This is a genomic window from Pedococcus soli (assembly GCF_054782575.1).
Genome location: NZ_BAAGSF010000005.1, coordinates 96,211 through 120,250 on the forward strand (window position 1 = coordinate 96,211; position 24,040 = coordinate 120,250).

Annotated in this window: 22 protein-coding genes; 10 read left to right on the plus strand and 12 right to left on the minus strand. The window is 72.4% G+C overall.

Annotated elements, in window-relative coordinates; all coding sequences use genetic code 11:
• Positions 1-5: 5 nt before the first annotated feature.
• Positions 6-1,202 carry a S53 family peptidase gene (locus ACYVKF_RS13585; RefSeq protein ID WP_056917770.1) on the minus strand — a complete coding sequence of 399 codons (1,197 nt, stop codon included), beginning with the start codon at positions 1,200-1,202 and terminating at the stop codon, positions 6-8.
• 393 nt (positions 1,203-1,595) lie between these two features.
• Between ACYVKF_RS13585 and tig the strand changes: the two genes are divergently transcribed.
• Positions 1,596-2,948, plus strand: a complete 1,353-nt coding sequence (tig, locus tag ACYVKF_RS13590) for a trigger factor (RefSeq protein WP_460967078.1) — start codon at positions 1,596-1,598, stop codon at positions 2,946-2,948.
• Between the two features lie 120 nt (positions 2,949-3,068).
• Complete coding sequence (locus ACYVKF_RS13595; RefSeq protein ID WP_056920034.1) at positions 3,069-3,527, plus strand: hypothetical protein; 459 nt, start codon at positions 3,069-3,071, stop codon at positions 3,525-3,527.
• A gap of 155 nt (positions 3,528-3,682) precedes the next feature.
• Here ACYVKF_RS13595 and ACYVKF_RS13600 read toward each other — a convergent pair whose 3' ends face one another.
• Positions 3,683-4,762, minus strand: a complete 1,080-nt coding sequence (locus ACYVKF_RS13600) for a LacI family DNA-binding transcriptional regulator (RefSeq protein WP_460967080.1) — start codon at positions 4,760-4,762, stop codon at positions 3,683-3,685.
• A 79-nt stretch (positions 4,763-4,841) separates the two neighbouring features.
• On the opposite strand from ACYVKF_RS13600, the gene ACYVKF_RS13605 reads away from it, so the two are divergent.
• The 4 genes from ACYVKF_RS13605 to ACYVKF_RS13620 all read left to right on the plus strand — a co-directional run bounded on the left by ACYVKF_RS13605 (position 4,842) and on the right by ACYVKF_RS13620 (position 8,259).
• Entirely contained in the window at positions 4,842-6,074 is a 1,233-nt protein-coding gene (locus ACYVKF_RS13605; RefSeq protein WP_056917766.1) for an MFS transporter, read from the plus strand.
• Between the two features lie 138 nt (positions 6,075-6,212).
• Complete coding sequence (locus ACYVKF_RS13610; protein ID WP_056917765.1) at positions 6,213-6,857, plus strand: ATP-dependent Clp protease proteolytic subunit; 645 nt, start codon at positions 6,213-6,215, stop codon at positions 6,855-6,857.
• Between the two features lie 11 nt (positions 6,858-6,868).
• Positions 6,869-7,534 (plus strand): ATP-dependent Clp protease proteolytic subunit, encoded by a 666-nt coding sequence (locus tag ACYVKF_RS13615; RefSeq protein WP_056917764.1) that lies wholly within the window; start codon positions 6,869-6,871, stop codon positions 7,532-7,534.
• Between the two features lie 122 nt (positions 7,535-7,656).
• The gene (locus ACYVKF_RS13620; protein ID WP_460967083.1) at positions 7,657-8,259 is read left to right on the plus strand and encodes a hypothetical protein; all 603 of its coding nucleotides are present in this window, start codon (positions 7,657-7,659) and stop codon (positions 8,257-8,259) included.
• Positions 8,260-8,269: 10 nt separating this feature from the next.
• On the opposite strand, the gene ACYVKF_RS13625 is transcribed toward ACYVKF_RS13620, so the two are convergent.
• A complete protein-coding gene (locus ACYVKF_RS13625) occupies positions 8,270-9,343 on the minus strand; it encodes a TerC family protein (RefSeq protein ID WP_056917762.1) in 1,074 nt (357 codons plus the stop codon).
• A gap of 306 nt (positions 9,344-9,649) precedes the next feature.
• On the opposite strand from ACYVKF_RS13625, the gene clpX reads away from it, so the two are divergent.
• Positions 9,650-10,924, plus strand: coding sequence for an ATP-dependent Clp protease ATP-binding subunit ClpX (gene clpX / locus ACYVKF_RS13630; RefSeq protein WP_056917761.1), 1,275 nt, complete (start codon positions 9,650-9,652; stop codon positions 10,922-10,924).
• Positions 10,925-10,996: 72 nt separating this feature from the next.
• Here the strand turns inward: clpX and ACYVKF_RS13635 are convergent, their stop codons facing one another.
• From ACYVKF_RS13635 to ACYVKF_RS13655, 5 genes are read right to left on the minus strand one after another with little or no spacing between them, the layout of a single operon-like run.
• Positions 10,997-11,575: a hypothetical protein gene (locus ACYVKF_RS13635; RefSeq protein WP_460967086.1), complete on the minus strand. Its 579-nt coding sequence runs from the start codon at positions 11,573-11,575 to the stop codon at positions 10,997-10,999.
• Entirely contained in the window at positions 11,572-12,957 is a 1,386-nt protein-coding gene (locus tag ACYVKF_RS13640; RefSeq protein WP_460967088.1) for a DUF58 domain-containing protein, read from the minus strand. The genes ACYVKF_RS13635 and ACYVKF_RS13640 overlap by 4 nt, the downstream gene beginning before the upstream one ends.
• The gene (locus tag ACYVKF_RS13645; RefSeq protein ID WP_056917758.1) at positions 12,954-13,970 is read right to left on the minus strand and encodes an AAA family ATPase; all 1,017 of its coding nucleotides are present in this window, start codon (positions 13,968-13,970) and stop codon (positions 12,954-12,956) included. Before ACYVKF_RS13645 ends, ACYVKF_RS13640 begins: the two co-directional genes overlap by 4 nt.
• Positions 13,971-14,459: a hypothetical protein gene (locus ACYVKF_RS13650; RefSeq protein ID WP_056920027.1), complete on the minus strand. Its 489-nt coding sequence runs from the start codon at positions 14,457-14,459 to the stop codon at positions 13,971-13,973.
• Positions 14,460-14,470: 11 nt separating this feature from the next.
• Positions 14,471-15,205 carry a DUF4129 domain-containing protein gene (locus ACYVKF_RS13655; protein ID WP_460967091.1) on the minus strand — a complete coding sequence of 245 codons (735 nt, stop codon included), beginning with the start codon at positions 15,203-15,205 and terminating at the stop codon, positions 14,471-14,473.
• 169 nt (positions 15,206-15,374) lie between these two features.
• Here ACYVKF_RS13655 and ACYVKF_RS13660 point away from each other — a divergent pair, with 169 nt between their 5' ends.
• From ACYVKF_RS13660 to ACYVKF_RS13670, 3 genes are read left to right on the plus strand one after another with little or no spacing between them, the layout of a single operon-like run.
• Positions 15,375-16,397, plus strand: a complete 1,023-nt coding sequence (locus tag ACYVKF_RS13660; protein ID WP_056920025.1) for a sigma-70 family RNA polymerase sigma factor — start codon at positions 15,375-15,377, stop codon at positions 16,395-16,397.
• Positions 16,398-16,402: 5 nt separating this feature from the next.
• Positions 16,403-16,993 carry a TIGR03086 family metal-binding protein gene (locus tag ACYVKF_RS13665; protein ID WP_056920024.1) on the plus strand — a complete coding sequence of 197 codons (591 nt, stop codon included), beginning with the start codon at positions 16,403-16,405 and terminating at the stop codon, positions 16,991-16,993.
• Between the two features lie 55 nt (positions 16,994-17,048).
• The gene (locus ACYVKF_RS13670; RefSeq protein WP_235529279.1) at positions 17,049-17,750 is read left to right on the plus strand and encodes a hypothetical protein; all 702 of its coding nucleotides are present in this window, start codon (positions 17,049-17,051) and stop codon (positions 17,748-17,750) included.
• Here ACYVKF_RS13670 and valS read toward each other — a convergent pair.
• The 4 genes from valS to ACYVKF_RS13690 form a co-directional block, all read right to left on the minus strand.
• A complete protein-coding gene (gene valS / locus ACYVKF_RS13675) occupies positions 17,681-20,302 on the minus strand; it encodes a valine--tRNA ligase (RefSeq protein WP_460967094.1) in 2,622 nt (873 codons plus the stop codon). The two genes, ACYVKF_RS13670 and valS, sit on opposite strands and share 70 nt — an antisense overlap.
• A 71-nt stretch (positions 20,303-20,373) precedes the next feature.
• Complete coding sequence (locus ACYVKF_RS13680; protein ID WP_056917752.1) at positions 20,374-21,591, minus strand: S8 family serine peptidase; 1,218 nt, start codon at positions 21,589-21,591, stop codon at positions 20,374-20,376.
• A complete protein-coding gene (gene eccB, locus ACYVKF_RS13685; protein WP_056917751.1) occupies positions 21,588-22,928 on the minus strand; it encodes a type VII secretion protein EccB in 1,341 nt (446 codons plus the stop codon). Before eccB ends, ACYVKF_RS13680 begins: the two co-directional genes overlap by 4 nt.
• 154 nt (positions 22,929-23,082) lie before the next feature.
• The gene (locus ACYVKF_RS13690) at positions 23,083-23,916 is read right to left on the minus strand and encodes an LPXTG cell wall anchor domain-containing protein (RefSeq protein WP_460967097.1); all 834 of its coding nucleotides are present in this window, start codon (positions 23,914-23,916) and stop codon (positions 23,083-23,085) included.
• Positions 23,917-24,040 lie beyond the last annotated feature (124 nt).

The following is a 24,040-nucleotide window of genomic DNA, read 5'->3' on the forward strand; positions in this document are numbered from 1 at the left end:
GTGGATCAGAACGCGGACGTGCCGTTCGGGGTGCCCAGGCCCGTGGGGCCGTCCCAGCCCGACTTGGCGGTGCACCACGAGGCGCAGGTGCCGTTGGAGCCCGACGTCACGTCGAACAGGCCCGCCTGGTTGGCGTACGGGAGCGTGTTGGCGTAGCCGGCCGTGTTGCCGCTGAGCGCGTAGACGGAGGCGACGATCGGCGAGGAGAGGCTGGTGCCGCCGTACTGCGCCCACGACGAGGAGCTCTGCGTGGTCGGGGCGTAGGTGGCCAGGCCCGTGTTGGGGTCGGCGACCGCGGAGACGTCGGCGATGGCGCGACCGCTGCAGGCGGTCATGGCCGAGGTCTGGCCGGCCGGGGCCGCGTTGAGGGTGGTGCAGCCCGAACCGGCGCCGCTCCACGCCGACTCGTTCCAGCCGCGGGCACTGGTGTCCTTGTACAGGGACGTGCCACCGACGGCGGTCACGTAGTGCGACGAGGCCGGGAAGCTGCCGCCCTGGTAGCCGTTGTCACCGGTCGAGGCGGTGACGGCGATGCCGGGGTGGTTGTAGGCCGCACCGTAGGAGCTGTCGGCGAGGTCGCCGCCGCCGTAGCTGTTGGAGATCGCCGCGACTCCGGCCTGCTTGGCGGCGGTGTTCACCGCGGCGCCGAGGTCGGCAAGGCTGGCGCTGTTGGCCTGGACGAGGACGATCTTGCAGGAGGGGCAGGTGGCCGAGACGGCGTCGAGGTCGAGCGCCTGCTCGCCGGCCCAGCCGGCGTTGAAGCGCGGGAGCGAGGTGCCGCCGGTCTGGTTGATGATGCGCAGGCAGCCGTTCGCGGTGGTGCAGGCGGACTGGCCCCACTGGCTGCGGTAGACGCCGAGGTCGCGCTCGGCGTTGGGGTAGCCGTAGGCGTCGACGATGGCGACGGTGCGGCCACCGGCGGACAGCCCGGTCACCTTGTAGGCGCTCTGGATGTCGGCGGGGGTCTTCCCGGAGATCGCCTGCGGCGTCACCGGCTTGCCCGAGGGGCTGACGGCAGCGCCGGAGCCGTCGACCAGCTTCTCGGCCGAGCACGCGGCGACGGTGGGGGAGGACGGGGTGGCACAGACACGGGTGGCGTGTCCGCGTGCCGACGGGGCCGCTCCGGCGGCGGTGACCGTCGTCGCGGCGAGCCCGAGCGAGGCCGAGGCCGCGAGGGCGACGGCGAGGATCTGCTTGCGCATGCGTGGGTTCTCCTGTGTAGGGGGAGAGGTCGGCGGCTGCCGTCCTTGGTCGGACTCTCACCGGCCACCGGGGGACGAACCGTGACATTCGTCATCGTCGGAGCCACCTGACGAAGAAATGACGGCATTGAGCCGAAGACTTTGCCCGGATTCGTGACAGATGTCGTGGGTACCCACCCGGCCCGCACCGATAGCCGCACCGTCCGCGCGGGGTCCGGCCGGGCGCTCCGCGCGTATGGCGCGTGGCCCCTCCCGGCGGTGCCCGCGGGCTCGGTTCGGTGGCACGTCCGGCAGCGGCTACGATGGGTTTTTGGCCCGCGCGCGCCCACCGCCGGTGTGCAGGGCCTTTCTTTTGCCCCGCCCGTTCCCCACCTGAACCTGGAGTACCCCGCAGTGAAGAGTGCCGTCGAGACCCTCAACCCGACCCGGGTCAAGCTGACCGTCGAGGTGCCGTTCGAGGAGCTCAAGCCCAGCCTCGACGCGGCATACGCGACCATCGGCTCCCAGATCCAGGTCCCCGGCTTCCGCAAGGGGAAGGTCCCCAGCCGCATCATCGACCAGCGCGTCGGCCGCGGTGCCGTGCTGCAGGAGGCCGTCAACGAGGCCCTCCCGCAGTTCTACGGCCAGGCCGTCGAGGAGAACAAGGTGCGGCCGATCGGCCAGCCCGAGGTCGACGTGACCGAGGTCCCCGCCGAGGACGGCCAGGACCTCAAGTTCACCGTCGAGGTCGACGTCCGTCCCGAGGTCGAGCTCCCCGAGGACTTCAGCGCCATCACGGTCGAGGTCGACGAGGCCAAGGCGTCCGACGAGGACGTCGAGGAGCGCCTCATCGCGCTCCAGGAGCGCTTCGGCAGCCTCACCGGTGTCGACCGTGCCGTCGAGACCGGCGACTTCGTGTCCATCGACCTCGACGCCTCCATCGGCGACGAGGAGATCGACTCGGTCAAGGGCATCTCCTACGAGGTCGGTTCCGGCAACATGCTCGACGGCCTCGACGACGCCCTCGCCGGCATGACCGCGGGCGAGACCAAGAACTTCACCGCCCCGCTCGCCGGTGGCGACCACGAGGGCGAGGACGCGGCCGTCACGGTCACCGTCCAGTCCGTCAAGGTGCGCGAGCTGCCCTCGCTGGACGACGACTTCGCCCAGCTGGCCTCGGAGTTCGACACGCTGCGTGAGCTGCGCGCCGACGTGACCAAGCAGGCCGAGCAGGCCAAGAAGTTCGAGCAGGGCGTCCAGGCCCGCGACAAGGTGCTCGAGCACCTCCTCGAGACCATCGAGATCCCGGTGCCCGACGCGCTCGTCGAGGCCGAGGTCAACGCCCACCTCGAGGGCGAGAACCGCCTCGAGGACGACGAGCACCGCGCCGAGGTCGACGAGAGCACCCGCAAGGCGCTCCGGGCCCAGTTCCTGCTCGACGCCATCGCCGAGAAGACCGACGTCAAGGTCGAGCAGCCCGAGCTCATCGAGTACCTCGTCATGTCGGCCCAGCAGTACGGCATGGACCCCAACCAGTTCGCCCAGGCGATCGACCAGCAGGGCCAGGTGCCCTCCATGGTCGCCGAGGTCGCCCGTCGCAAGGCGCTGGCCAGCGTGCTCGAGCAGGCCAAGGTCGTCGACACCACTGGCGCGACGATCGACCTCAGTGAGGTCACCGCGACCGACGTCGCGTCCGAGCTCGCCGACGCCGGTCACGACCACGACCACGAGGGTCACGACCACGACCACGAGGGTCACGACCACTGACGCCAACGGCGGTCAACGACCGCCAAGCGCAGGCAAACGTATGCCGTGTCCCGGAATTCGGGACACGGCATACGTCATTTGCCGGATTGCTGACAGGGGCCCGCCCCTGAGTCTTGTCCCATGGACAGGGCCTCGTTCCACAAGCTGCGGCTGGCGGTCCAGGAGAACGCCAACCCCGCGGACGACCACCACGTCGCGGCGCTGCAGGCCACCCTCCAGAAGGGCCTGGTCGGTAGCCGCCTCTTCGCCGAGGTCGAGCTCGGCCGCACGCAGGACGTGGACCGGATGATCATCGGCATCTGCCGCTGTGCCGACGACGTCGCGCCGTGGGAGGCCGGGGTCGGCGTGGAGCGACTGTGGGGTGTGGCGGCTCTGGACACCCGCTGGGAGATCCACCTCGTCTCCGCGAACGACGGCTACATGGAGTTCGAGGGTGCCGTGACCACGGACGCCCAGGGGCGGTACGTCACCGTCAACCTGGTCGCCGAGCCGGCTCGCGTCCCCGACCCGGCGCAGGCCCAGTCGGTCACCGAGGGCACCGACGGTCCGCCGCCGCGGAGCGCCACCATCGACGCCTGACCGACCGGTACGAGGGCGCCTCCCCGGCGCAGGTCGACCCCGGCCGTGCAGCCGTGCGTTCCCTGCGAGCCGCCCGGCGCGGTCCTCGTGGCCGCCCCAGATCGCCGACCGGTCCATCCCCCCTGGACCGGTTCGTGCCCCCGCCCCCGTCCGCCTCAGCCGGGCGGGGGCGTCGTGGTGGTGCCCACGCGCAGCGTCACCGGGGCCACCTGGTCGTCGGGGCGTTCGCCGTCGAGGAGGCGGCGCAGCAGCTCGCCGAGGCTGCGTCCCTTGCGCTCGCCGTGCTGGTCCATCGTGGTGAGCGTGCCGGCGAACCAGGGGAGCTCCACCCCGTCGAAGCCGGTGACGCTCAGGTCCTCGGGGACGCGCAGGCCCAGCTCGTCGGCGGCGCGCACGACGCCCATCGCCAGGAGGTCGGACTGGGCGACGACGGCCGTGGGACGCCGACCGACCGGCCGGTCGAGGAGCAGCCGGGCGGCGGCGGCCCCCTGCTCGACATCGGGCAGCGACGTGGCGGCGAGGAGGCCGGGTCGGCCGGCGAGGTCGTGCACGTCGAGGAAGCCCAGGGCCCGGTCCCGGCTGTCGGTGAAGGTCGCCTCGCGCAGGGCGGACACGTCCACGAGGCCGGTCGTGGAGTCGGGGCGCAGGGGCATCATCAGGTGGGCCACCCGCTGGTGGCCGAGGTCGCGCACGTGTCGGGTGATGGTGGCGCTGGCCCCCCGGTTGTCGAGCGCGAGCTGGACCACGCGCGGGTCCGCCGGCGAGCCGTCCCCGAGCATGGGGATGCCGCGGGCCGCCAGGTGGTCGACCGCCGGGTTGTCGTCGGGGCCGCAGAGCGAGAAGACGACGGCGTCGAGCGCGGTCGCCCCGAGCTGGGGGACGGCCTTCTCCGGGTGCCCCGCGTGCTGGGCGATGAGGAGCATCCCGGCCGGGATCTCGTCGAGCACCTGGGACAGGCCGTCCAGCACGCTCACCGCGAACGGGTCGCGGAAGGCGTGCAGGAGCCGGCCCTCGACGATGACACCGACGACCCCGGAGCGACCGTTGCGCAGCGAGGAGGCGAGGGGGTCGGGTCCGGTGTAGCCCAGCTCGACCGCCGCGGCCCGCACCCGCTCCGCCGTCTCGGGCGCCACGGGTCCCTTGCCGCTGAAGGCGAGCGACGCCGTGGAGGTGGACACTCCGGCGGCCTGGGCCACGGCGCGGAGCGTCGCCCGAGGTTGACGGGGAGTGGTCATGCGGGACAGACTATCGAAACGATTCGATCGAATCGATTCGACCTCCGTACCAGACCCGCGCGTCGCGCAGGAAGCCACCGTGAACCACACCTCCCTCGACCGTGCCCGGGTCGTCTCCGCCCGCAACGCCGTCTTCATCGTCTTCGCCCTCGCCGGCGTCACCTTCGCGTCCTTCGCGTCCCGCATCGCCGACAGCAAGGCCGAGCTCGGCCTCAGCGCCGGCCAGCTCGGTCTCACCTTGTTCGCGGCGTCCGCGGGGTCGCTCACGGCGCTGCCGTCCGCAGGGCGGGTCGCCGGTCGGATCGGGGCCGCGCGCACGATCGTCGTCGGCATGGTGCTCGGGTTCGCCGGGCTGCTCGTCGTGGCCCTCGCGGTCGACGTCGCCCAGTCGCGCTGGCTGATGGCCGCCGGCCTGTACTTCGTCGGGATGGGTGTCGGCCTCTGGGACGTCGCCATGAACCTCGAGGGCGCCGCGGTGGAGCGGCTGCTCGGCAAGACGGTCATGCCGCACTTCCACGCGGCCTTCTCCGGGGGCACGGTGCTCAGCGCCCTCATCGGCGCCGGTATGTCGTGGGGGAGCGTGCCGCTGCTGGTGCACTTCGTCGCAGCCATCGTCGTCTCGGCCGCCCTGGGCCTGTGGGCCCTGAAGTCCTTCCTCCCCCGTGAGGTCGAGGTGAGCGACGAGGCGTCGACCGCCGAGGGTGGCGCCGTCGCGACCAAGCCGCGCTCGGCGTGGCTGGAGCCGCGCACCCTGATGATCGGGCTGGTCGTGCTGGCCGCGGCCTTCACCGAGGGCACCGCCAACGACTGGATCGCGGTCGGCTTCGTGGAGGGCCACGACCTCCCCGCCTGGGCCGGCGTGCTGGCCTTCGCCTCCTTCCTGTCCTTCATGACCGTCGGGCGCCTCGTCGGCACCCGCTTGCTCGACCAGTACGGCCGCGTCCCGGTGCTCCAGGTCACCTTCGCCATGGCTGCCGTCGGCTCGATCATGGTGATCTTCGGCAACGTCTGGGTGGCCTACCTCGGCACCGCCGTCTGGGGTGTGGGCGCCTCGCTGGGCTTCCCCGTCGGCATGAGCGCCTCGGCCGACGACCCGGCCCGCGCAGCCGCCCGCATGTCGGTCGTCGCCACCATCGGCTACACCGCCTTCATCGCCGGGCCCCCGCTGCTCGGATTCCTCGGCGACCACTTCACGGTGCTCAAGGCCCTCATGGCCGTCACGGTCATGGTCGCCGCCGCGATGCTCGTCATCCCGGCGACGCGCGAGCCCGAGGCCGCGGTCGTCGAGCGGGAGCCCGCAACCCGCTCCTGACGCAGGCGTGCGGCGCCCGGCGGCCGGGCGCCACACGCACGGCTGTGCGCTCAGGGCGAACATGCGGTGGATCGGGGACTTCCGCCCGCCACCTCCGCGTTAGGGTCACTGACAAGCACAACCCCGAGCGATGGAGACATGGTGAGCACACCACACGAGATCGTCGCCGCTGCCGAGCGGCCGCAGGGTGGTCTGGACGACCACATCTACAACCGTCTGCTCAAGGAGCGGATCATCTTCCTCGGCTCGGACGTCCGCGACGACAACGCGAACGCGATCTGCGCGCAGCTCCTGCTGCTCGCCGCCGAGGACCCCAGCAAGGACATCTGGCTGTACATCAACAGCCCCGGCGGATCGATCTCCGCGGGCATGGCGATCTACGACACGATGAAGTGGATCCCCAACGACGTGGCGACCGTGGCCATGGGCATGGCGGCCTCGATGGGCCAGTTCCTGCTCTCCGCCGGCACCCACGGCAAGCGCTACGCCACCCCGCACGCCCGCGTGATGATGCACCAGCCCTCGGGTGGCATCGGCGGCACCGCGTCGGACATCAAGATCCAGGCTGAGCAGATGCTCTACGTCAAGAAGCAGATGGCCGAGCTGATCGCCGAGCACACCGGCCAGTCGAAGGAACAGATCGAGAAGGACTCCGACCGCGACCGCTGGTTCAGTGCCGACGAGGCCAAGGAGTACGGCTTCGTCGACCACGTGTTCAGCAGTGCCGCCCAGGCCGGTGGTCGGGGCGCCAGCGACGACAACCCGGTCACCGGGGACAAGTGAGGGACGGACAGATGAACTACAACACCAACCCCGCCATGCACGGCGGGCTCCACGTCCCGGCTCCGTCGAGCCGCTACATCCTGCCGCAGTTCGAGGAGCGCACCTCCTACGGCATGAAGCGCCTCGACCCCTACACGAAGCTGTTCGAGGACCGCATCATCTTCCTCGGCGTGCAGGTCGACGACGCGTCCGCGGACGACGTCATCGCCCAGCTCATCGTGCTGGAGTCCCAGGACCCCGACCGCGACATCCTCATGTACATCAACAGCCCCGGTGGCTCGTTCACCGCGATGGCCGCGATCTACGACACGATGCAGTACATCCGCCCCGACGTGCAGACGTTCGTCATCGGGCAGGCGGCCTCGGCCGCCGCGGTGCTGCTGTCGGCCGGTGCCAAGGGCAAGCGGTTCGCCCTGCCGAACGCCCGGATCCTCATCCACCAGCCCGCCCTCGAGGGTGGCATGGGTGGCCAGGCGTCCGACATCGAGATCCAGGCCAACGAGGTGCTGCGCATGCGCACCTGGCTCGAGGAGACGTGGGCCCAGCACTCCGGTCGCACGCCGGAGCAGGTCCGCAACGACATCGAGCGCGACAAGATCCTCTCCGCGCAGGAGGCCAAGGAGTACGGCCTGATCGACGAGGTCCTCGCCTCGCGCAAGGGCACCCTGGACGACTGAGTCGCCCCGCACGTCCGGTATGCCGTCCGCTCACCGCCCACGCACCGCGTGGGACCCGGAGCGGGCGGCATACCTGTGCGTGGTGTCGGGAACGCCGGCGGTGGCCGTCCCGTCCCAAGGCCATGAAACGCGCAGCGCTGCTCGTCGTGGTCCTCGCGGCTGCCCTGGTCGTCGTCCCCGGGACGGCCGCGTTCGCCTGCTCCTGTGCCGCTCCACCGGTGGCCGACCAGGTCACCAGAGCCGACCTCGTCGTCCTCGGGACGGTGGGAGAGCCGGCAGGCGACGGAACGGTCGTGACCTACCCTGTCGAGGTCACCGTGGCGTTCAAGGGGACGCCGCCGCGCACCGTCGAGGTGCGCAGCCCTCGTGACGGCGCGTCGTGCGGCCTCGAGGTGGTGCCGGGGCGCGAGTACCTGCTCTTCGCGACCGATCGGGGCGGCGCCCTCGAAGCCGGGCTCTGCGGCGGGACCGCGCCCGTGAGCGCCGAGCTCCAGGCCGGGGTGGTCGCCGTGACGGGGGCGGGGCACCCACCGGTGCGCACCCCGGGACCGCCGGCGTCGGGCACCGCGCCCTCGGCGAGGTCGAGCAGCCGGTCGGTGGGGGCCGCTCACGCCCCGGTGCCTCTCGGGCAGCGCCTGGGCGCGGGGGTCCTTTCCCTCGCGGGGATCGGCACCCTGGCGGCTGCCGCCGCCGCGGTCCTGCTGGTGCGGCGGCGGCGGCTCTGACCGGTGGGGCTCAGCGCAGGGCGGCGCGCTCCGGCTCGGGGTCGGCCTGACCACTCGAGCGGTCGTCCCCGTGGTCGGCCTCGTCGCCCCGCGTGGCGGCCAGGCTGGTGGCCGTCACCACGGCGAGGATGCCGACGATCACGCCCAACGAGGCCAGGGTGGGGATCTCCGGCGTCGAGGGCCACACGCCGTGCGCCCAGTGCAGGACGAGCTTGACGCCGATGAAGCCGAGGATGGCGGCGAGGCCGTAGCCCAGGTGCACCAGCCGCGACAACGCCCCCTCGAGGACGAAGTACAGGGCGCGCAGGCCCAGCAGCGCGAAGGCGTTGGTCGCGAACACGAGGTACGGGTCGCCGGTGATGCCGTAGACCGCGGGCACGGAGTCGACCGCGAACACGATGTCGGTGGCGAGGATGGCGACCGTCACGAGGGCCAGCGGGGTGAGGGCGCGACGGCCGTTCTCGCGGATCGTCATGGCGGTGGAGTGGTACTCGTCCTTGACGGGCATGACCTTGCGGAGCAGGCGGACCGTGCGCATCCGGTCGATGTCGATCTCGTGGTCGTTGCCCTGGACGGCGTCCTTGAGCAGCTTGAGCCCGGTGACCAGCAGCACCGCCCCGAAGAGCAGGAACGTCCAGTCGAACGTCTTGAGCATCTGGGCGCCCAGGGCGATGAACACCCCGCGCAGGGCCAGGGCCCCGACGACGCCGATGAGCAGCACCCGTTGCTGCAGCTCCTTGGGCACGGCGAAAGCCGCGAGCAGGAGCATGAAGACGAACAGGTTGTCGACCGACAGCGACTTCTCGACGAGGTAGCCGGTGTAGTACTCGACACCGATCGTGCTGCCGTGCTGCGACCAGATGTAGCCACCGAAGGCGACCGGGAGGCCGATGTAGAACGCCGACCAGCCGAGCGCCTCCTTCATGGAGACCTCGTGCGGGCGTCGGGTGAGCAGGAAGTCCATCACCACGAGGGCGACGACGGCGCCGATGCTGACCGCCCACAGGAGCGGGGTGCCGATGGAGTCACCGGTGGCGGGATCGGCCGCGGCGGTGAGGAGGGACGGGGAGGAGAACGAAGACATGGATGACCTCATGGCTAGTCGTCCGAGGTCTCCTTCACCGCCTGGGAAATGCGGCGCCGCCCGGGAGCACCATGGGGTGCTCGTACTGACCGGACGGACTGTGGGAAGTACTCCCCTCGTGCTCAAAGGATACCGGGGGTGGGGGACGGTCACCAACTCGGAGGCTTGTCCGCCCTCAGCGGACAAGGGCGACGGGAGCCCGACTCGGCGGTTTCAATGGAGCCACGGAGGCATGCGGCGTTGTAGCGTCGGACCGTTGCTGCCCGCACTGGGCAGTGTTCGCACGGACAGACCGGAGGACCGCGAGTGGCACGCATGGGAGAGAGCGGCGACCTGCTGAAGTGCTCGTTCTGCGGCAAGAGCCAGAAGCAGGTCAAGAAGCTCATCGCCGGCCCCGGTGTCTACATCTGCGACGAGTGCATCGACCTCTGCAACGAGATCATCGAGGAGGAGCTCGCCGAGTCCTCCGAGCTGGGTCTGGACGAGCTGCCCAAGCCGAGGGAGATCTTCGACTTCCTCGAGAACTACGTCGTGGGACAGGACGTCGCCAAGAAGGCGCTGGCCGTCGCGGTCTACAACCACTACAAGCGCATCCAGGCCAGTGAGGCGACCGCGAAGAAGGACGTCGAGTCGGTCGACATCGCGAAGTCGAACATCCTGCTCATCGGCCCCACCGGGTCCGGCAAGACCTACCTCGCCCAGACCCTGGCCCGCATGCTCAACGTGCCCTTCGCCATCGCCGATGCGACGGCCCTGACCGAGGCCGGCTACGTCGGCGAGGACGTCGAGAACATCCTCCTCAAGCTCATCCAGGCCGCCGACTACGACGTCAAGAAGGCCGAGACGGGCATCATCTACATCGACGAGGTCGACAAGATCGCCCGCAAGAGCGAGAACCCCAGCATCACCCGCGACGTCTCCGGCGAGGGGGTCCAGCAGGCGCTGCTCAAGATCATCGAGGGCACGACCGCCTCGGTCCCGCCACAGGGCGGTCGCAAGCACCCGCACCAGGAGTTCATCCAGATCGACACGACGAACGTGCTGTTCATCGTCGGTGGCGCCTTCGCGGGCCTGGACAAGATCATCGAGGCGCGCTCGGGCACCAAGGGGCTCGGCTTCGGTGCGGCCCTGCACCTCCCGAAGGACGACGCGCAGAGCTTCGCCGACGTCATGCCCGAGGACCTGCTGAAGTACGGGCTCATCCCGGAGTTCATCGGCCGTGTCCCGGTCATCACGGCGCTCGAGGGACTCGACAAGCACGCGCTCGTCAAGATCCTCACCGAGCCCCGCAACGCGCTGGTGAAGCAGTACAAGAAGATGTTCGAGATCGACGGGGTCGAGCTCGAGTTCACCGAGGACGCCCTGACGGCCATCGCCGAGAAGGCCAACGAGCGCCGTACCGGTGCCCGCGGCCTGCGCGCGATCATGGAGGAGGTGCTCATGCCGGTCATGTTCGACGTGCCCAGCGATGACGGCATCGCCCGCGTGGTCGTCACCCGGGAGGTCGTCCAGGACAACGTCCTGCCGACGATCGTCCGCCGCGACGAGGAGCCCAAGCGCGCGCGCAAGCGTTCCGCCTGACCACCACGAACCACCCGTGAGGGGCCGCCCGGGCTGTCCGGGCGGCCCCTCACGTCGTGGGCGGGTCCCCGGTCAGGGGCGCGGGTCGCGCGACAGCAGCCAGACGGCCAGGGCGAGGATCGCCACGGCGGCGATCGCGGCATACGTCAGGGAGACCTGGCCGGCGACCACCTCGCGACCGGCCGTGGAGGACAGCGCCCACAGGGGCACGGTGCCCGCGGCGACGACCGCGGTCCGACGGGACCAGCGACGCAGGGACCGTGCCGGGACCGGGGCGCCCGGGGGCAGGCTCGCCGCGAGCGCGGCGGCGAGGTGGACCAGCAGGAGGAGCCACGCGGCGAGGAGCAGCAGCAGCCACCCCTGCGTCGTGGCGGGGACGGGGACGGTGCCCACCCAGAACAGGGCCAGGCCGACGACGAGCGCGGACGCCGCGGCGGACTCCGGGCGCCAGGCGGCCCACGACGCGAGGGCGACGAGCAGGACCGCGGCGGGGAGCAGTCCGTCCGGCGCGGCGACGAGCGTCGTCGCCACCAGCGCCACGGACGCGCCGAGCAGCACGCCGCGGACGGCGGCCTGCGACGCGGAGAGGCCCAGGATGCTGGTGCGGGAACCGGCCCGGGGCTGGTGCGGGGTGCCGGCTGACGCACTCATCGGCTGACCACCCGTGGCGACCGCGAACGTCGCCCGAGGTCGCGCAGCACGAGGTCGAGGGTGCCGGGACCGGCCCAGGGGACGATCGGCACACCCGCCTCACGGGCGCGGGCCATCTCTCGGTTGCGTTCGAGCAGCCGCAACCGCCATGCGAGACGGCTCTCCGCCGGGTGGTCGGCGCTCGTCGCGACGACCTCGGCCAGGCGTTCGAGCGGGATGTCGCCGGTGGCGAGGTGCGCCGGCAGCGTGTCGACCGTGACGACCGAGATGCCGCGTCGCGACAGCCCGACGGCGTGGGCGAGGACGTCGGGGGAGACGGCGGGCGTGAGGATGACGGCGAGGGTCCCGGCCGAGACGTGGTGCCGCAGCTGGGAGCGCAGGCGCTTCTCGTCGCTGACCGTGCCGTCGGCCACGGTGGTGCGCGCGAGGGCGTCGAGCAGGCGGCGCAGGTGGTGCGGTCCGGCCGCCGCCGTGACGGGTGGAAGGTCGCGGGCGCCCAGGACGATGAGGCCCACCCGGTCGCCGGCTCGCAGGTAGTGCTCGGCGATCGCGCCCGCGGCACGCACGGCGTTGTCGAGGCTGCTGCTGGACCCGCCGAGACCCTCGCTCTGCCCGAGGTCGTTCATGGCGTCGACGAGCAGGAGGATCTCGCTGTCCTGGTCGGCGTGGGTGGCGGTGACGTGCAGCTCGCCGGTGCGGACCGAGACGGGCCAGTGGACCCGGCGCAGCCGGTCACCGAACCGGAACGGCCTGACCTGGTCGAGCTCCCCGCCGTCACCGGGGTGGTGGGACCGGTTCTGGCCGACCAGCCCGTCGGGGCGGGGAACAGCGACCCGCGCGGTGAAGCTGTCCGGCAGCGGCACCGTCGGGATGGGCGCCAGCGAGACGGGCTCGGGCTCCCAGCGGAACGCCCCCAGGGGGCTGGTCAGCGCCACCGTGGCCGGACCGAGGGGCCTGCGTCCCCAACGGGTGCTGCGGCAGACCAGGGAGACCGTGGTCGGCTCCGTCCCGTCGGTGGTGGCCGACAGGGAGCGGGACGAAGGGGAGTAGGCGGTGTATGGCGTGGGGAGCAGGGTCAGGCCCACCTCCTCGACGTCCGGGTGCGGCTCCACCGTGGCCCGCCAGGTGGTGGCCTGCCCCTCGCGCAGAAGCGGGTGGCCGACCCGGGCGTGCACGGCGGGGTCGGTCGTCGGCCGGCGCGTGGTGGCCCACAGCGCCACGAGCATCAGCGGCCCCCCGAGCACCACCGCGTCGGGACGGCGCAGGACGACCCCCGCGGCCACCAGCACCAGGCCGAGAGCCAGGGAGCGGACGTGCGCCGGGGTCGCCCGCCACCGGCCGGCCAGCACCCGGCCGCCGACCCCGGCCCGCAGGTCGCTCACGGGCGCTCGAAGCCCGTCCGGGCCGATCCGGCCACCGTGGCCGACGGTGTCGGCACCGAGGACAGGACGGCCTCGACGACGCTCGCCGCCGACACGTCGTTCATCCACAGCTCGGGGCGCACGGTGACGCGGTGGTCGAGGCAGGCGTGGGCGACGGCCTTGACGTCCTCGGGGGTGACGTAGTCGCGGCCGCGCAGCACGGCATACGCCCGTGACGTCAGCAGCAGCGCGAGCGAGCCTCGCGGTGAGGCGCCCATGAGCAGGTTCTGGTGGGTGCGGGTCGCGGCGGCGAGGCGCACGCAGTACTGGCCCACGCCCTCGTCGACGGCGACGGTCTCGACGGCCGCCTGCATCTGCAGCAGGCCGGCCGCGTCGGTGACGCGGGTGACCTCCTGGGCCTCCTGCCGGCGGGCCATCCGGCGCTGCAGGACGTCCCACTCCTCGGCGGCCGTGGGGTAGCCGAAGCTGACCCGGAGCAGGAACCGGTCGAGCTGGGCCTCGGGCAACGGGTAGGTGCCCTCGTACTCCACCGGGTTGGCCGTGGCCAGGACGTGGAAGGGGCGCGGGAGGGCGAACGTCTCGCCCTCGACGGTCACCTGCCCCTCCTGCATCGCCTCGAGCAGCGCCGACTGCGTCTTGGGGGGAGTGCGGTTGATCTCGTCGGCAAGCAGCAGCCCGGTGAACAGCGGCCCCTTGCGGAAGGCGAACTCGTGGGTGCGCTGGTCGTAGAGGAACGACCCGGTGAGGTCGCTCGGCAGCAGGTCCGGTGTGAACTGGGCCCGGGCGAAGTCGAGCCCCAGCGCCTGCGCGAACGACCGCGCCGCCAGGGTCTTGCCGAGCCCGGGGAAGTCCTCCATGAGGACGTGGCCCCCGGCCAGCACGCCCGCGAGGACGATCTCCAGGCTGCGGCGCTTGCCGACGACGGCACGCTCCACCTCGCTGAGGATGGCCTCGGCACGGGCCGAGACCTGGTCGAGGGTGAGGGTCACCGTTGGGGTCACGGGCTGGGTCACTTAGAGCTCCTCCAGGGTGGTGGTGAACGCCTCGAGGCGCGCGCCGGTCAGGCGCGACGGAGGCGGTTGGGTCAGGTATGCCGTGAGGTCGGGTCCGAGCGCCGCGTGGGCCTCGTCCGGGGCGTCGGCGAGCGAGATCCCCCGGCGCAGGCGCAGCTGGTCGGACGCGAGGGAGGTCAAGGTGTCGTGGAGGTGCTGCGCGGCGACGGGGTCGCTCCCCGAGGTCGTGGCCCGGATGTCGCCGGCGATGCGGGCGATGCGCAGGTCGGTGCCCCGGGCCGGCGTCGTGGAGGTGAACGTGTGCGTCCAGTCGGTCGACCCGCGGGACTGCCAGAGCCACTGCGCCAGCACGGCGATGGCCGCGACGAGGGAGGCGCACGCGAGCAGCAGCCCGGGGCTGGCCAGGACCGGGACGGCGACCGTGACGGTCCCCACGGCCAGCGCCACCACGAGCGCGAGGACGAGCTGGCGGACGGGGCCCAGGGCCACGAGGCGCGCCCTCATCGTCTCCCGCCCGGACCGGCCGACGTCGAGGCGCCCGGGCGCTGGCCCTTGGGGACGGCGTTGCGCAGCTCCACCTGGACCTGCTGCAGCGCCTCGCGGGCGCTGGTACGCATCTCCTCGCCCACGGGGTGGGTCGAGAAGCGGGCTTCGCGGTACAGGGCCGCCAGCACGTCGAGCGGGGCACGGTCGACCGACCAGGAGCGCAGGACGGCGGTGACCAGCTCCTCCGAGGTGCGGGTCGTGTCGTCGCGCACGCCGATCGAGCGCGCTGCCGCCTCCAGCGCCACCCAGGCGGCGATCACGGCGTTCGCGGGCGTGCCGGTGGCCAGCAGCTCCTCGCCCTCGCGGGCACCGCGCAGGAGCACCTCGGGGACGACGACGTCGTCGGGGACCTGGGGCTCGGCACCGGTCCGGGTGTCCCACCACTGCCGCAGCTCGCGGACCGCCGCGACCAGGAGGGCCAGGACGATGACGGCGAGGACGATCTTGGCCGCCCAGGTCACGAGACCCACCAGGAAGGGCTGGTCGGGTCCGGGCAGGACGTTCGAGCTCCGGCGCCCCTCGGACCCTGCGCTGCCGTCCACGCCGTAGTCGATGCCGGGGACCGGGACGGGCGCACGGGTGAGGTCCCGGCGCGCGAAGATGGCCACCGGGCCGGTGGCCGACACCCAGGCAGCGAGCAGGAGCGTCAGCCCGCCCCCGCCCAGCAGCACCCGCCCGCGTCCGGTCACGGTCCACGACCCTAGACAGCGGGGTGGCCCGTCGACGGGTACGGCGACAAATCGAGGGCGATTTGTTACCCGGGCGATGAGTTCTGGTCGGCGTGCGGGTCTGTCCCGGTACGACCCCCCTGTGCCTAGGGTGGGGCGAGCACCGCAGTGGCCGACCAGGAGGATCCCGATGACCCAGCTGAGCGACACCCAGGCCGGCACCGAGGTGCCGCAGACCGAGGCGTTCCCGGCGCTCGCCGACGGCTACCGGCGCGAGCTCACCGCCCACTGCTACCGGATGACCGGGTCGATCCACGACGCCGAGGACCTGGTCCAGGAGACCTACCTCCGCGCGTGGCGCGCCTACGGTGGCTTCGAGGGGAGGTCGTCGGTGCGGACGTGGCTCTACCGCATCGCGACGAACGTCTGCCTCACCGCGCTCGAGGGCAAGGACCGCAGGCCGCTGCCGACGGGGCTGGGGGCCCCGGCCAGCGAGCCCGGCGACGCCCTCGCGTCCTCGAACGAGATCTCCTGGCTGGAGCCGGCGCCGGACCCCTTGGTCGCCGGGGAGTCGAGCGACCCGGCGAGCATCGTCGGCCAGCGTGAGAGCATCCGCCTCGCCTTCATCGCCGCCCTCCAGCACCTCCCGGCCCGGCAGCGCGCGGTCCTCATCCTGCGCGACGTCCTGCGCTGGAAGGCCTCCGAGGTGGCAGCAGCCCTCGACACCACCGAGGCTGCCGTGAACAGCGCCCTCCAGCGCGCGCACGCCCAGCTGTCCAAGGCCGACCTCAGCCAGGACACCCTCGACACGACCCTCGACGCCGAGAAGCAGGCGATGCTCGACCGCTACGTGAAGGCGTTCTGGGACAAGGACATCACCGCGATCGTCGGCATGCTCACCGCCGACGCGGTGTGGGAGATGCCTCCGTTCACCGGGTGGTACTCGGGGGCCGAGGCGATCGGCCGACTCATCGACACCCAGTGCCCCGGCGGGACCAACGACATGCCGATGGTGGCGACGATGGCGAACGGTCAGCCGGCGTTCGGCCTCTACATGCGCCAGCCCGACGGCACGTTCGCCCCGTTCCACCTGCAGGTGCTGACCCTGCGCGGCACGCAGGTGGAGCACGTCGCGGCCTTCTTCGACCTCGAGCTGTTCGCGAAGTTCGGCCTGCCGGCGACGCTGCCGGCCGACCACCTCGTCACCCGCTGACCACCATGTCCTTGCCAGGCTCCTCCCCACCGACCCCGAGCGCCGTCGAGCTGCTGGACCGGGCCGTCGGCTACACCCGCGGCTGCCTGGCCCACGTGACGCCCGAGTCCCTGCACCGGCCAACGCCCTGCGCGCGGTGGTCGTTGCTGGACCTGCTCCTGCACATGGACGACTCGCTGGCAGCGATGGCGGAGGCGGCCCGGTCCTCCTCGTTGGCCCTCGCCCCCGAGCCCGGCCCTGTGGATGCCGGGGCCCTGCTCGCCAGCATCCGGCAGCGGGCCTGCGGGCTCGTCGCCGCCTGGATCCCTCCCGCGGAGCCGATGGTGGTGCTCGGTCCGCTCGAGCTCGCCCGCGAGACGCTCGGTGCGGTCGGGGCGTTGGAGATCACGCTGCACGGCTGGGACGTGGCCACGGCCCTCGGGCTCGACCGGCCCATCCCCTCGACCCTGGCGATGGACCTGTGGCCCTGGGCGAGGGACCACATCACCGACGAAGACCGTCCCAGCCGGTTCGCGCCACCGCCCCAGGTCCCCGACTTCGCACCCCCGGCGACCCTGCTCCTGGCTCAGGCGGGTCGGCGCGCCACCGTGCGCTGAGGTCCGGTCCCCGGGCGTGGTGGACGGGACCGGGCCGAGCGGACAGGATGGGCCCATGGCCATGGGGTACCGGTTGGGCAGCGGCGACGTGGGACCGGTGCAGCAGAGTCCGGTCACCTGCGGGTCGGCCTGTCTCACCGTGGCCCGGATGCTCGTCAACCCCGCCTTCGCCCGGTGGATCACCACGGGCCAGGAGCCGCGGGGTGACGCCCCTGCGGGCGCGACCGAGAAGGAGCGCTTCGCGGCATACGAGCGGGTGGTCATGGCACGCACCAACCGGTTGTTCGCCGGGGGACGCCGACTGAACCTCCCGTGGCCCCGGGCCCTCGGCACGCCCCCGTGGGGCGCCCGCAAGGAGCTGGAGTTCGGGGCCGCCCGCAAGGGCGCGAGCTACGAGCTGCGGGTGGTGCGCCCGCTCACCACCGCCGGGCTCCGCACCGCCCACGCCAGGTTGCTCGAGGTGGTGGCCGAGGGGGAGCCGGCACTGCTCTACATCGGCAGCACCACCCTGCCCCGGCACGTGACCCTCGTGCTGCCGGGTGATGGCGACCGGGTGCTCGACGTCTACGACCCGGCGACCGGGCAGGTCACCCTGCTCGACGAGGACCGGTTCGCAGGCCGGGCCCTGCGCCTGTCGGGCTGGGACGTCCCGTGGGTCGCCGTCCAGCCCGACGGGCTGCGCAGGGTTCAGGCCTTCGGCTTCTCCACCGGGATGAGCTCGGCGTCCCGGACCTCCGGGGTCTCTGCCTCGGCATAGGTCGGCGTCGCCGTGATGCGGCCGGCGGCGCGCAGGTCGGTCTCGGCGAGCTGGACCCGGGCCACCCACTCCGCGGGGCCGGCGAGGACGAGCGAGGCGACCTCGGCGCGCATGCCGACCTTGGCCTCGGACTTGGCCTTCCGGACGCCGGCGAGGGCCTCGCCCACCGCGGTGAGGACGGCCGGGTCGCCACCGGCACCGACGGCCACGTCGTCGGTGGTCGGCCACGCGGCACGGTGGACCGAGCCCTCGTGCCACCAGGACCAGACCTCCTCGGTGACGTAGGGGAGGAACGGCGCGAGCAGCCGCAGCAGCACGTCGAGGGCGATGCGCAGGGCAGCGCGGGCCGACGCAGCGGCCTCGTCGCCCTGCCCGCCGTAGGCGCGGTCCTTGACCAGCTCGAGGTAGTCGTCGCAGAACGTCCAGAAGAACGTCTCGGTCGTCTCGAGCGCGCGGGTGTGGTCCCACGACTCGAACCCGGCCGTCGCCTTGCCCACGACGTCACGCAGCTCCGCGAGCATGGCGACGTCGAGCGGGTTCGTCACTGCCGCAGCAAGATCGCCCTCGACCTCCCCGAAGCTCAGGGCGAACTTGGTCGCGTTGAGGACCTTGATCGCCAGGCGCCTGCCGACCTTCATCTGCCCGGTGTCGTAGGCCGCGTCGGCCCCCAGGCGGCCGCTGGCCGCCCAGTAGCGGACCGCGTCGGCCGAGTGCTCCTTGACGACGTCCTCCGGCGTGACGACGTTGCCCTTGGACTTGCTCATCTTCTTGCGGTCGGGATCGAGGATCCAGCCCGAGAGCGCGGCGTTGTGCCACGGCACCGAGTCGAACTCGAGGTGCGAGCGGACCATCGTCGAGAACAGCCAGGTCCGGATGATGTCGTGGCCCTGGGGGCGGACGTCCATGGGGAAGACGTCCGCGAACAGCTCCGGGTCGTCGCGCCAGCGACCGGCGATCTGCGGCGTGAGCGACGACGTCGCCCAGGTGTCCATGATGTCGGGGTCGCCGACGAACCCACCGGGCACGCCACGCTGCGACTCGTCGTACCCCGAGGGCGCCTGCGCCGCCGGGTCGACCGGCAGCTCGTCCTCAGAGGGCACCAGGGGCTTGTCGTACACCGGGTCGCCGGCGTCGTCGAGCGGGAACCAGACGGGGATCGGGACGCCGAAGAACCGTTGGCGCGAGACGAGCCAGTCGCCGTTGAGACCGCTGACCCAGTTCTCGTACCGGGCGCGCATGAACGCCGGGTGGAACTCGACCTGGCGCCCACGCTCGATGAACTCGGCGTTGAGCTCGCGGTCGCGTCCACCGTTGCGGATGTACCACTGGCGGGAGGTGACGATCTCGAGCGGCTTCTCGCCGCGCTCGTAGAAGTTGGCCTTGCGCTGGGTGGCCTTGGGCTCGCCGTCGAGGTCACCGGACTCGCGCAGCGCGGCCACGATCGCCTCGCGGGCGCTGAAGGTCGTCTTGCCCGCGACGTCGTCGGCGAACAGCGCCTCACCGGGACCGCCCGCGACCCAGTCGGGGACCTCGGCCTGGATCCGGCCGGAGCGGGTGATGATCGAGCGGGTCGGCAGCTGGAGCTCACGCCACCACAGCACGTCGGTGAGGTCGCCGAAGGTGCAGCACATGGCGATGCCGGCGCCCTTGTCGGGCTCGGCCGCCGGGTGGGCGACGACGGGGATCTCGACCCCGAACAACGGTGACGTGACCGTGGTGCCGAACAGCGCGGCATACCGCTCGTCGTCAGGGTGGGCGATCAGCGCCACCACGGCCGGGATCAGCTCGGGGCGGGTGGTCTCGATGTGGATCGGGCCGTCGGCGCCGTGGAAGGCGACGCGGTGGTAGGCGCCGGGGTAGTCACGGGCCTCGAGCTCGGCCTGGGCCACGGCGGTCTGGAAGGTGACGTCCCACAGGCCGGGAGCCTCGGACTGGTAGGCCTCGCCGCGGGCGAGGTTGCGCAGGAACGCCTGCTGGGCCGTGGCTCGGGAGTGGTCGTCGATGGTGCGGTAGGAGATGTCCCAGTCGAGCGAGAAGCCCATCCGGCGGAACAGGCTCTCGAACGCCTCCTCGTCCTTGACGGTCAGCTCGTCGCACAGCTCGATGAAGTTCTGCCGCGAGATCGGCATCGTGTCGGCGGCCTTGAGGCTCTTGGCGTCACCGCGGTGCGGCGGCTCGAAGTCCGGCGCGTAGGGGAGCGTCGCGTCGCCGCGGACGCCGTAGTAGTTCTGCACGCGCTTCTCGGTGGGCAGGCCGTTGTCGTCCCAGCCGATCGGGTAGAAGACCTCGAACCCGGCCATCCGCTTGTACCGCGCCATGCAGTCGGTGTGCGTGTAGGAGAACACGTGCCCCATGTGCAGCGAACCCGACGCGGTCGGCGGCGGGGTGTCGATGGAGAAGACCGAGGACCGGCCGCGCTCGTGGGCGGAGGCCCGGTCGAACGCGTAGGTGCCCTGCTCGCGCCATACCTGCGACCACGTGTCCTCGAGCCCGTCGATGGAGGGCCGGTCGGGGATGGTGGCAGCGCGGGGCGTGGAGGGTGCGTCGGTCATGGCGTGATCTTCCCATCCCGGCTCGTGCGCTGACCAACCGGTTGCCGCGGGGCAGTGCCCGCCGCGGACCCTCAGGTGGCGGCGCGGCGCCGGCCCGGGCGCAGGACGCCACCCAGCGCGAGGGCGACCAGTGCACTGACCCCGAGCAGGGACCACCACGTGGCCGCGGTGCGTTCCGGTGCGCGGGGGTCCGACGCCGGGGTGAGGTCGAGCCGGGTGGCCGGCGCGGCGACCACGGGCGGCCTGGTGGCACCCGGTGCGACGGGACCGCTGACGCTCCCGTCGGTCAGCGCGGTGAGGGCCTCGTAGGGCTGGATCAGTCCCCAGCCCGCGGAGTCGTCGCGGGTGTCGCGCTGGTCGCGGGAGGCGGTGGCCTCGAGGCGGTGCTTCCACCCGGCCGGCCCCTCGCCCGGGAACCGTTCGGCGAGCATCGCCGCCGCGGCGCTCACGTATGCCGTCGCGAAGCTGGTCGACTCCGCCTCCTCCTCGAGGAGGCAGTCCCCGGCGGCGTAGAACGTGGTGAGGATGCGGGTGCCCGGTGCCGCGACGTCGACGTGGGGTCCGTGGATCGACCCCTCGCCGACCTGGTCCGCGGTGTCGACCGCAGCGACGGCGACGGCCTGGGGGTAGGCCGCGGGGTAGCGGGGCCCGTCGGACTTGTTCTCCGAGACGTTCCGGTTGCCGGCGGAGGCGACGACGAGCGAGCCCTTCTTCGTGGCGTACGCGACGCTGTCCCGCAACCGGCTGTCGTCCGAGGGGGTGCTCATCGAGACGTTGATGACCTTGGCGCCCTGGTCGGCGGCGTACCGGATGCCGGCCGCGATCCGGTCGGGTCGCGGCCCGACCCCGGCGCTGCGGGACTGTTCGTCGTCGGCGTAGAAGACGCGGACCGGCAGGATGCGTGCGTCGGGGGCGAGCCCGATGACCCCGGACCCCTTGACCGGCCGGGCCGCGATCTGCCCGGCGATGGCTGTGCCGTGGCCGACGGCGTCACCGCGGGCACCGAGGTCGGGCACGAACGACCTGCCACCGACCAGGACCGGTCCGAGGTGGGCGTTCTTCGCCTCCACCCCGGAGTCGACCACCGCCACCGTGACTCCACGGCCGGTGGCCAGGGTCCAGGCGAAGCGCGCGTTCAGGCGTTGCAGCGCCTGCGGCTCCTCGTTGACGTAGGTCGTCTTGTCCTTGTCGCAGCTCGCCGCGGCGGCCGGTGCCGCCGAGGTGGCGACCAGCCCCGCACCGCCGAGCAGGCCGGCGACCACGGCGGCGGCCAGCCGGGCGCGGGTCATTTCTTCCCGGTGGTGACGGCCTGCTGGGCCGCCGCCACGCTGAGGGTCGGGCCGGAGCGGAACAGGTCCACCCACGCCTGGGGGACGGGGACGACGTCGGCGGCGGCGTACCCGAGTCGGCCCAGGGTGTCGTCACCGCCGTCGACGCTGTAGGCGGTGGCCGTCGGGTCGACGACGAAGACGGGGCCGCGGTTGACGATGTTGTCGCCGATGGCGCGGACCAGGGCTCCGGACCCGGCAGCCACCTCGGTCACGGTGCCGTCGGTCGCGCGCACGTCCTTCGACGTGCTGAGGGCCGTGGTGGGCAGCGTGCTCGGACCGGACGTGAGCGTCGCGCAGGCCTGCCCGTCGACCGGGGCGGGCAGCTCCTCGGGCCACTGGGACGGCACGATCGACCGGTCGGTGGTCTTGAGGGCGGCGATCTCGGCCGGGGTGACCTGCAGGTCCGCGCCCAGCGCCCGACCGGACCCGATCTGGTAGAGCGCGTAGGCGAACGGTGACAGCAGGGCCAGCTCACCCGTGGGCGTCACGACGTAGCGGCGGGGCGTCTCGCCCGAGTCCTTGACCGCGAGGACCGAGCCGACGACCGCACCCGGAGGGAGGTCGGGCAGGGCCTTGCCCGCCCCGTCCACCCGGAGGGGGCCGAGGGTCGGGCCCTGAGGGAAGAGGCCGGTCCAGGCTGCGGGCGCGGGCACGGGGGTGGCCGCGTCCAGGCGCAGCTGGCGCAGCACTGCCGCCGCGTCCTTGCCGGAGATCGGGAGCCGGTACCGGCCGGTGACGACGAACAGGCCGTCGGCGGTGCGCACCACCGTGGCGCGGCCCGTGGCCGGCGCGCTGGTGGAGCCCGGTCCGACGACCGTCCTGGTGGCCCCGTCCTGGGCCAGGCAGGACACCCACCCGGTCCGCGCCAGCCGAGACGGCGGGGTCAGCGAGTCAGGGGCGCCGAGGATCCCGATGGTCTGTCCGCGCGGGGTGGTCGCGATCTTGTCGTCGTCGACGGTGACCACGGAGAACGAACCGGACGGGATGAGCAGTCGAGCGCTGGTCGTGTTGATGACCGGGTAGAGCGTCTTCTTGACGGCGACGTACCGGGCACCGCTCTTCTTGGCGATGACGAGGTGGTTGTCGTCCCAGCCGGTCGGCAGCGGCGGCTTCAGGGCGCCGGCGACCAGGCCCCCCACCCCGAGCAGGACGGTGACCGCGATCCCGCCGACGATGGCCCGCAGCGGGCGTTGAGGCTCGACCTCGCGTCCACCGGGGGCGCCGGCGACGAAGGCGGTGGTCAGCCGACGACGGCTGAAGGCCTGGGCCTCGACCAGATCCTTCTTGGTGGCCACGCCCGTTCCCTGCCTTTCGCGGTGGTTGGTCCGGCTGCGACCACCCTAGGTGCGTGGCCGTGCTGCGTGGGGTCGGGGCCACGAACCCGGCCGGTGTCGGCCCGGACCTGGTGGCCGGGGGCCGGTGGCCGGGCGGGGACGGACCCCACCCGGGTCAGTGGCGGCGGGCGTACCCCGGGGTGAGGCGCCTGCGGGCGGTGAGCAGCAGGGCGCCGCCGAGCAGCAGTCCGCCGGCCAGCGTGGTCATCGAGGACAGCTCGGCGCCGGTCCTGGCCAGCGCACCCTGGCCGCCGGTGGCGGCCGGCACGGCGGCGTTCTGCTGGGTGCGCGAGCCGAGGGCGTCCAGGTAGGACTGGTCGGCGCACTGCAACCCGGTGCAGTCGCCGGCCCCCACGCTGCCCTCGACGTCGACCGGGTCGGTGCCGAGCGTGCCGGTGGGGGCGCTGGTGCCGCCACCGGTCCCGCCGCCGGTGCCGGTCCCCCCACCGGGAGTGCCCGGCGCGGTGCTCGTCGAGCTGGAGGTCGTGGTCGCAGGTCCGCTGGTGGGGGGCTGCGAGGTCGTCGACGGCTCGGACGTCGTGGACGCGCTGCTCGTCGTGCTCGTGGTGGGCAGCGTCGGCAGGGTCGCCGTGGTGCTCGTCGTCGACGTCACGGTGTCGGTCGGCGGGTCGGTCGGGCCGGGGTCGGTCGTGGTCGTCGTGGTGCTGCTCGTCGTCTCGTCGGGGACGGTCGTCGTGGTGGTCTCGCAGAGCTGGGGGAGGATCTCGCAGACCGGCTCCGGCGGGTCGAGCGGCGTGGTGTCGTCGCGAGCGTCGATGCCGCAGGCGGCGGGGCCGGTCCCCGTCAGGTCGACCGAGACGGTCGCGCTGGTGGTCGTCACGCACGGCGTGGCCGTGTCGGCCGAGGCGGACTGCTGGCCCAGGAACATCAGGCCCGATCCGGCGATGACGGCGGTGGTGAGCGCGAGCGAGCGCCAAGTCGATGTCACGGTGTGTCCCCCTGGACGAGTCGAACGTCGTGTGGTCGCCCCGGTGCCGCTGCCCCCCTCATCCCTGGGTGCCGCGCCGGGCCGGTGCGATTCTAGGGGAAATGCCGCGCCACGCGTCAAAATC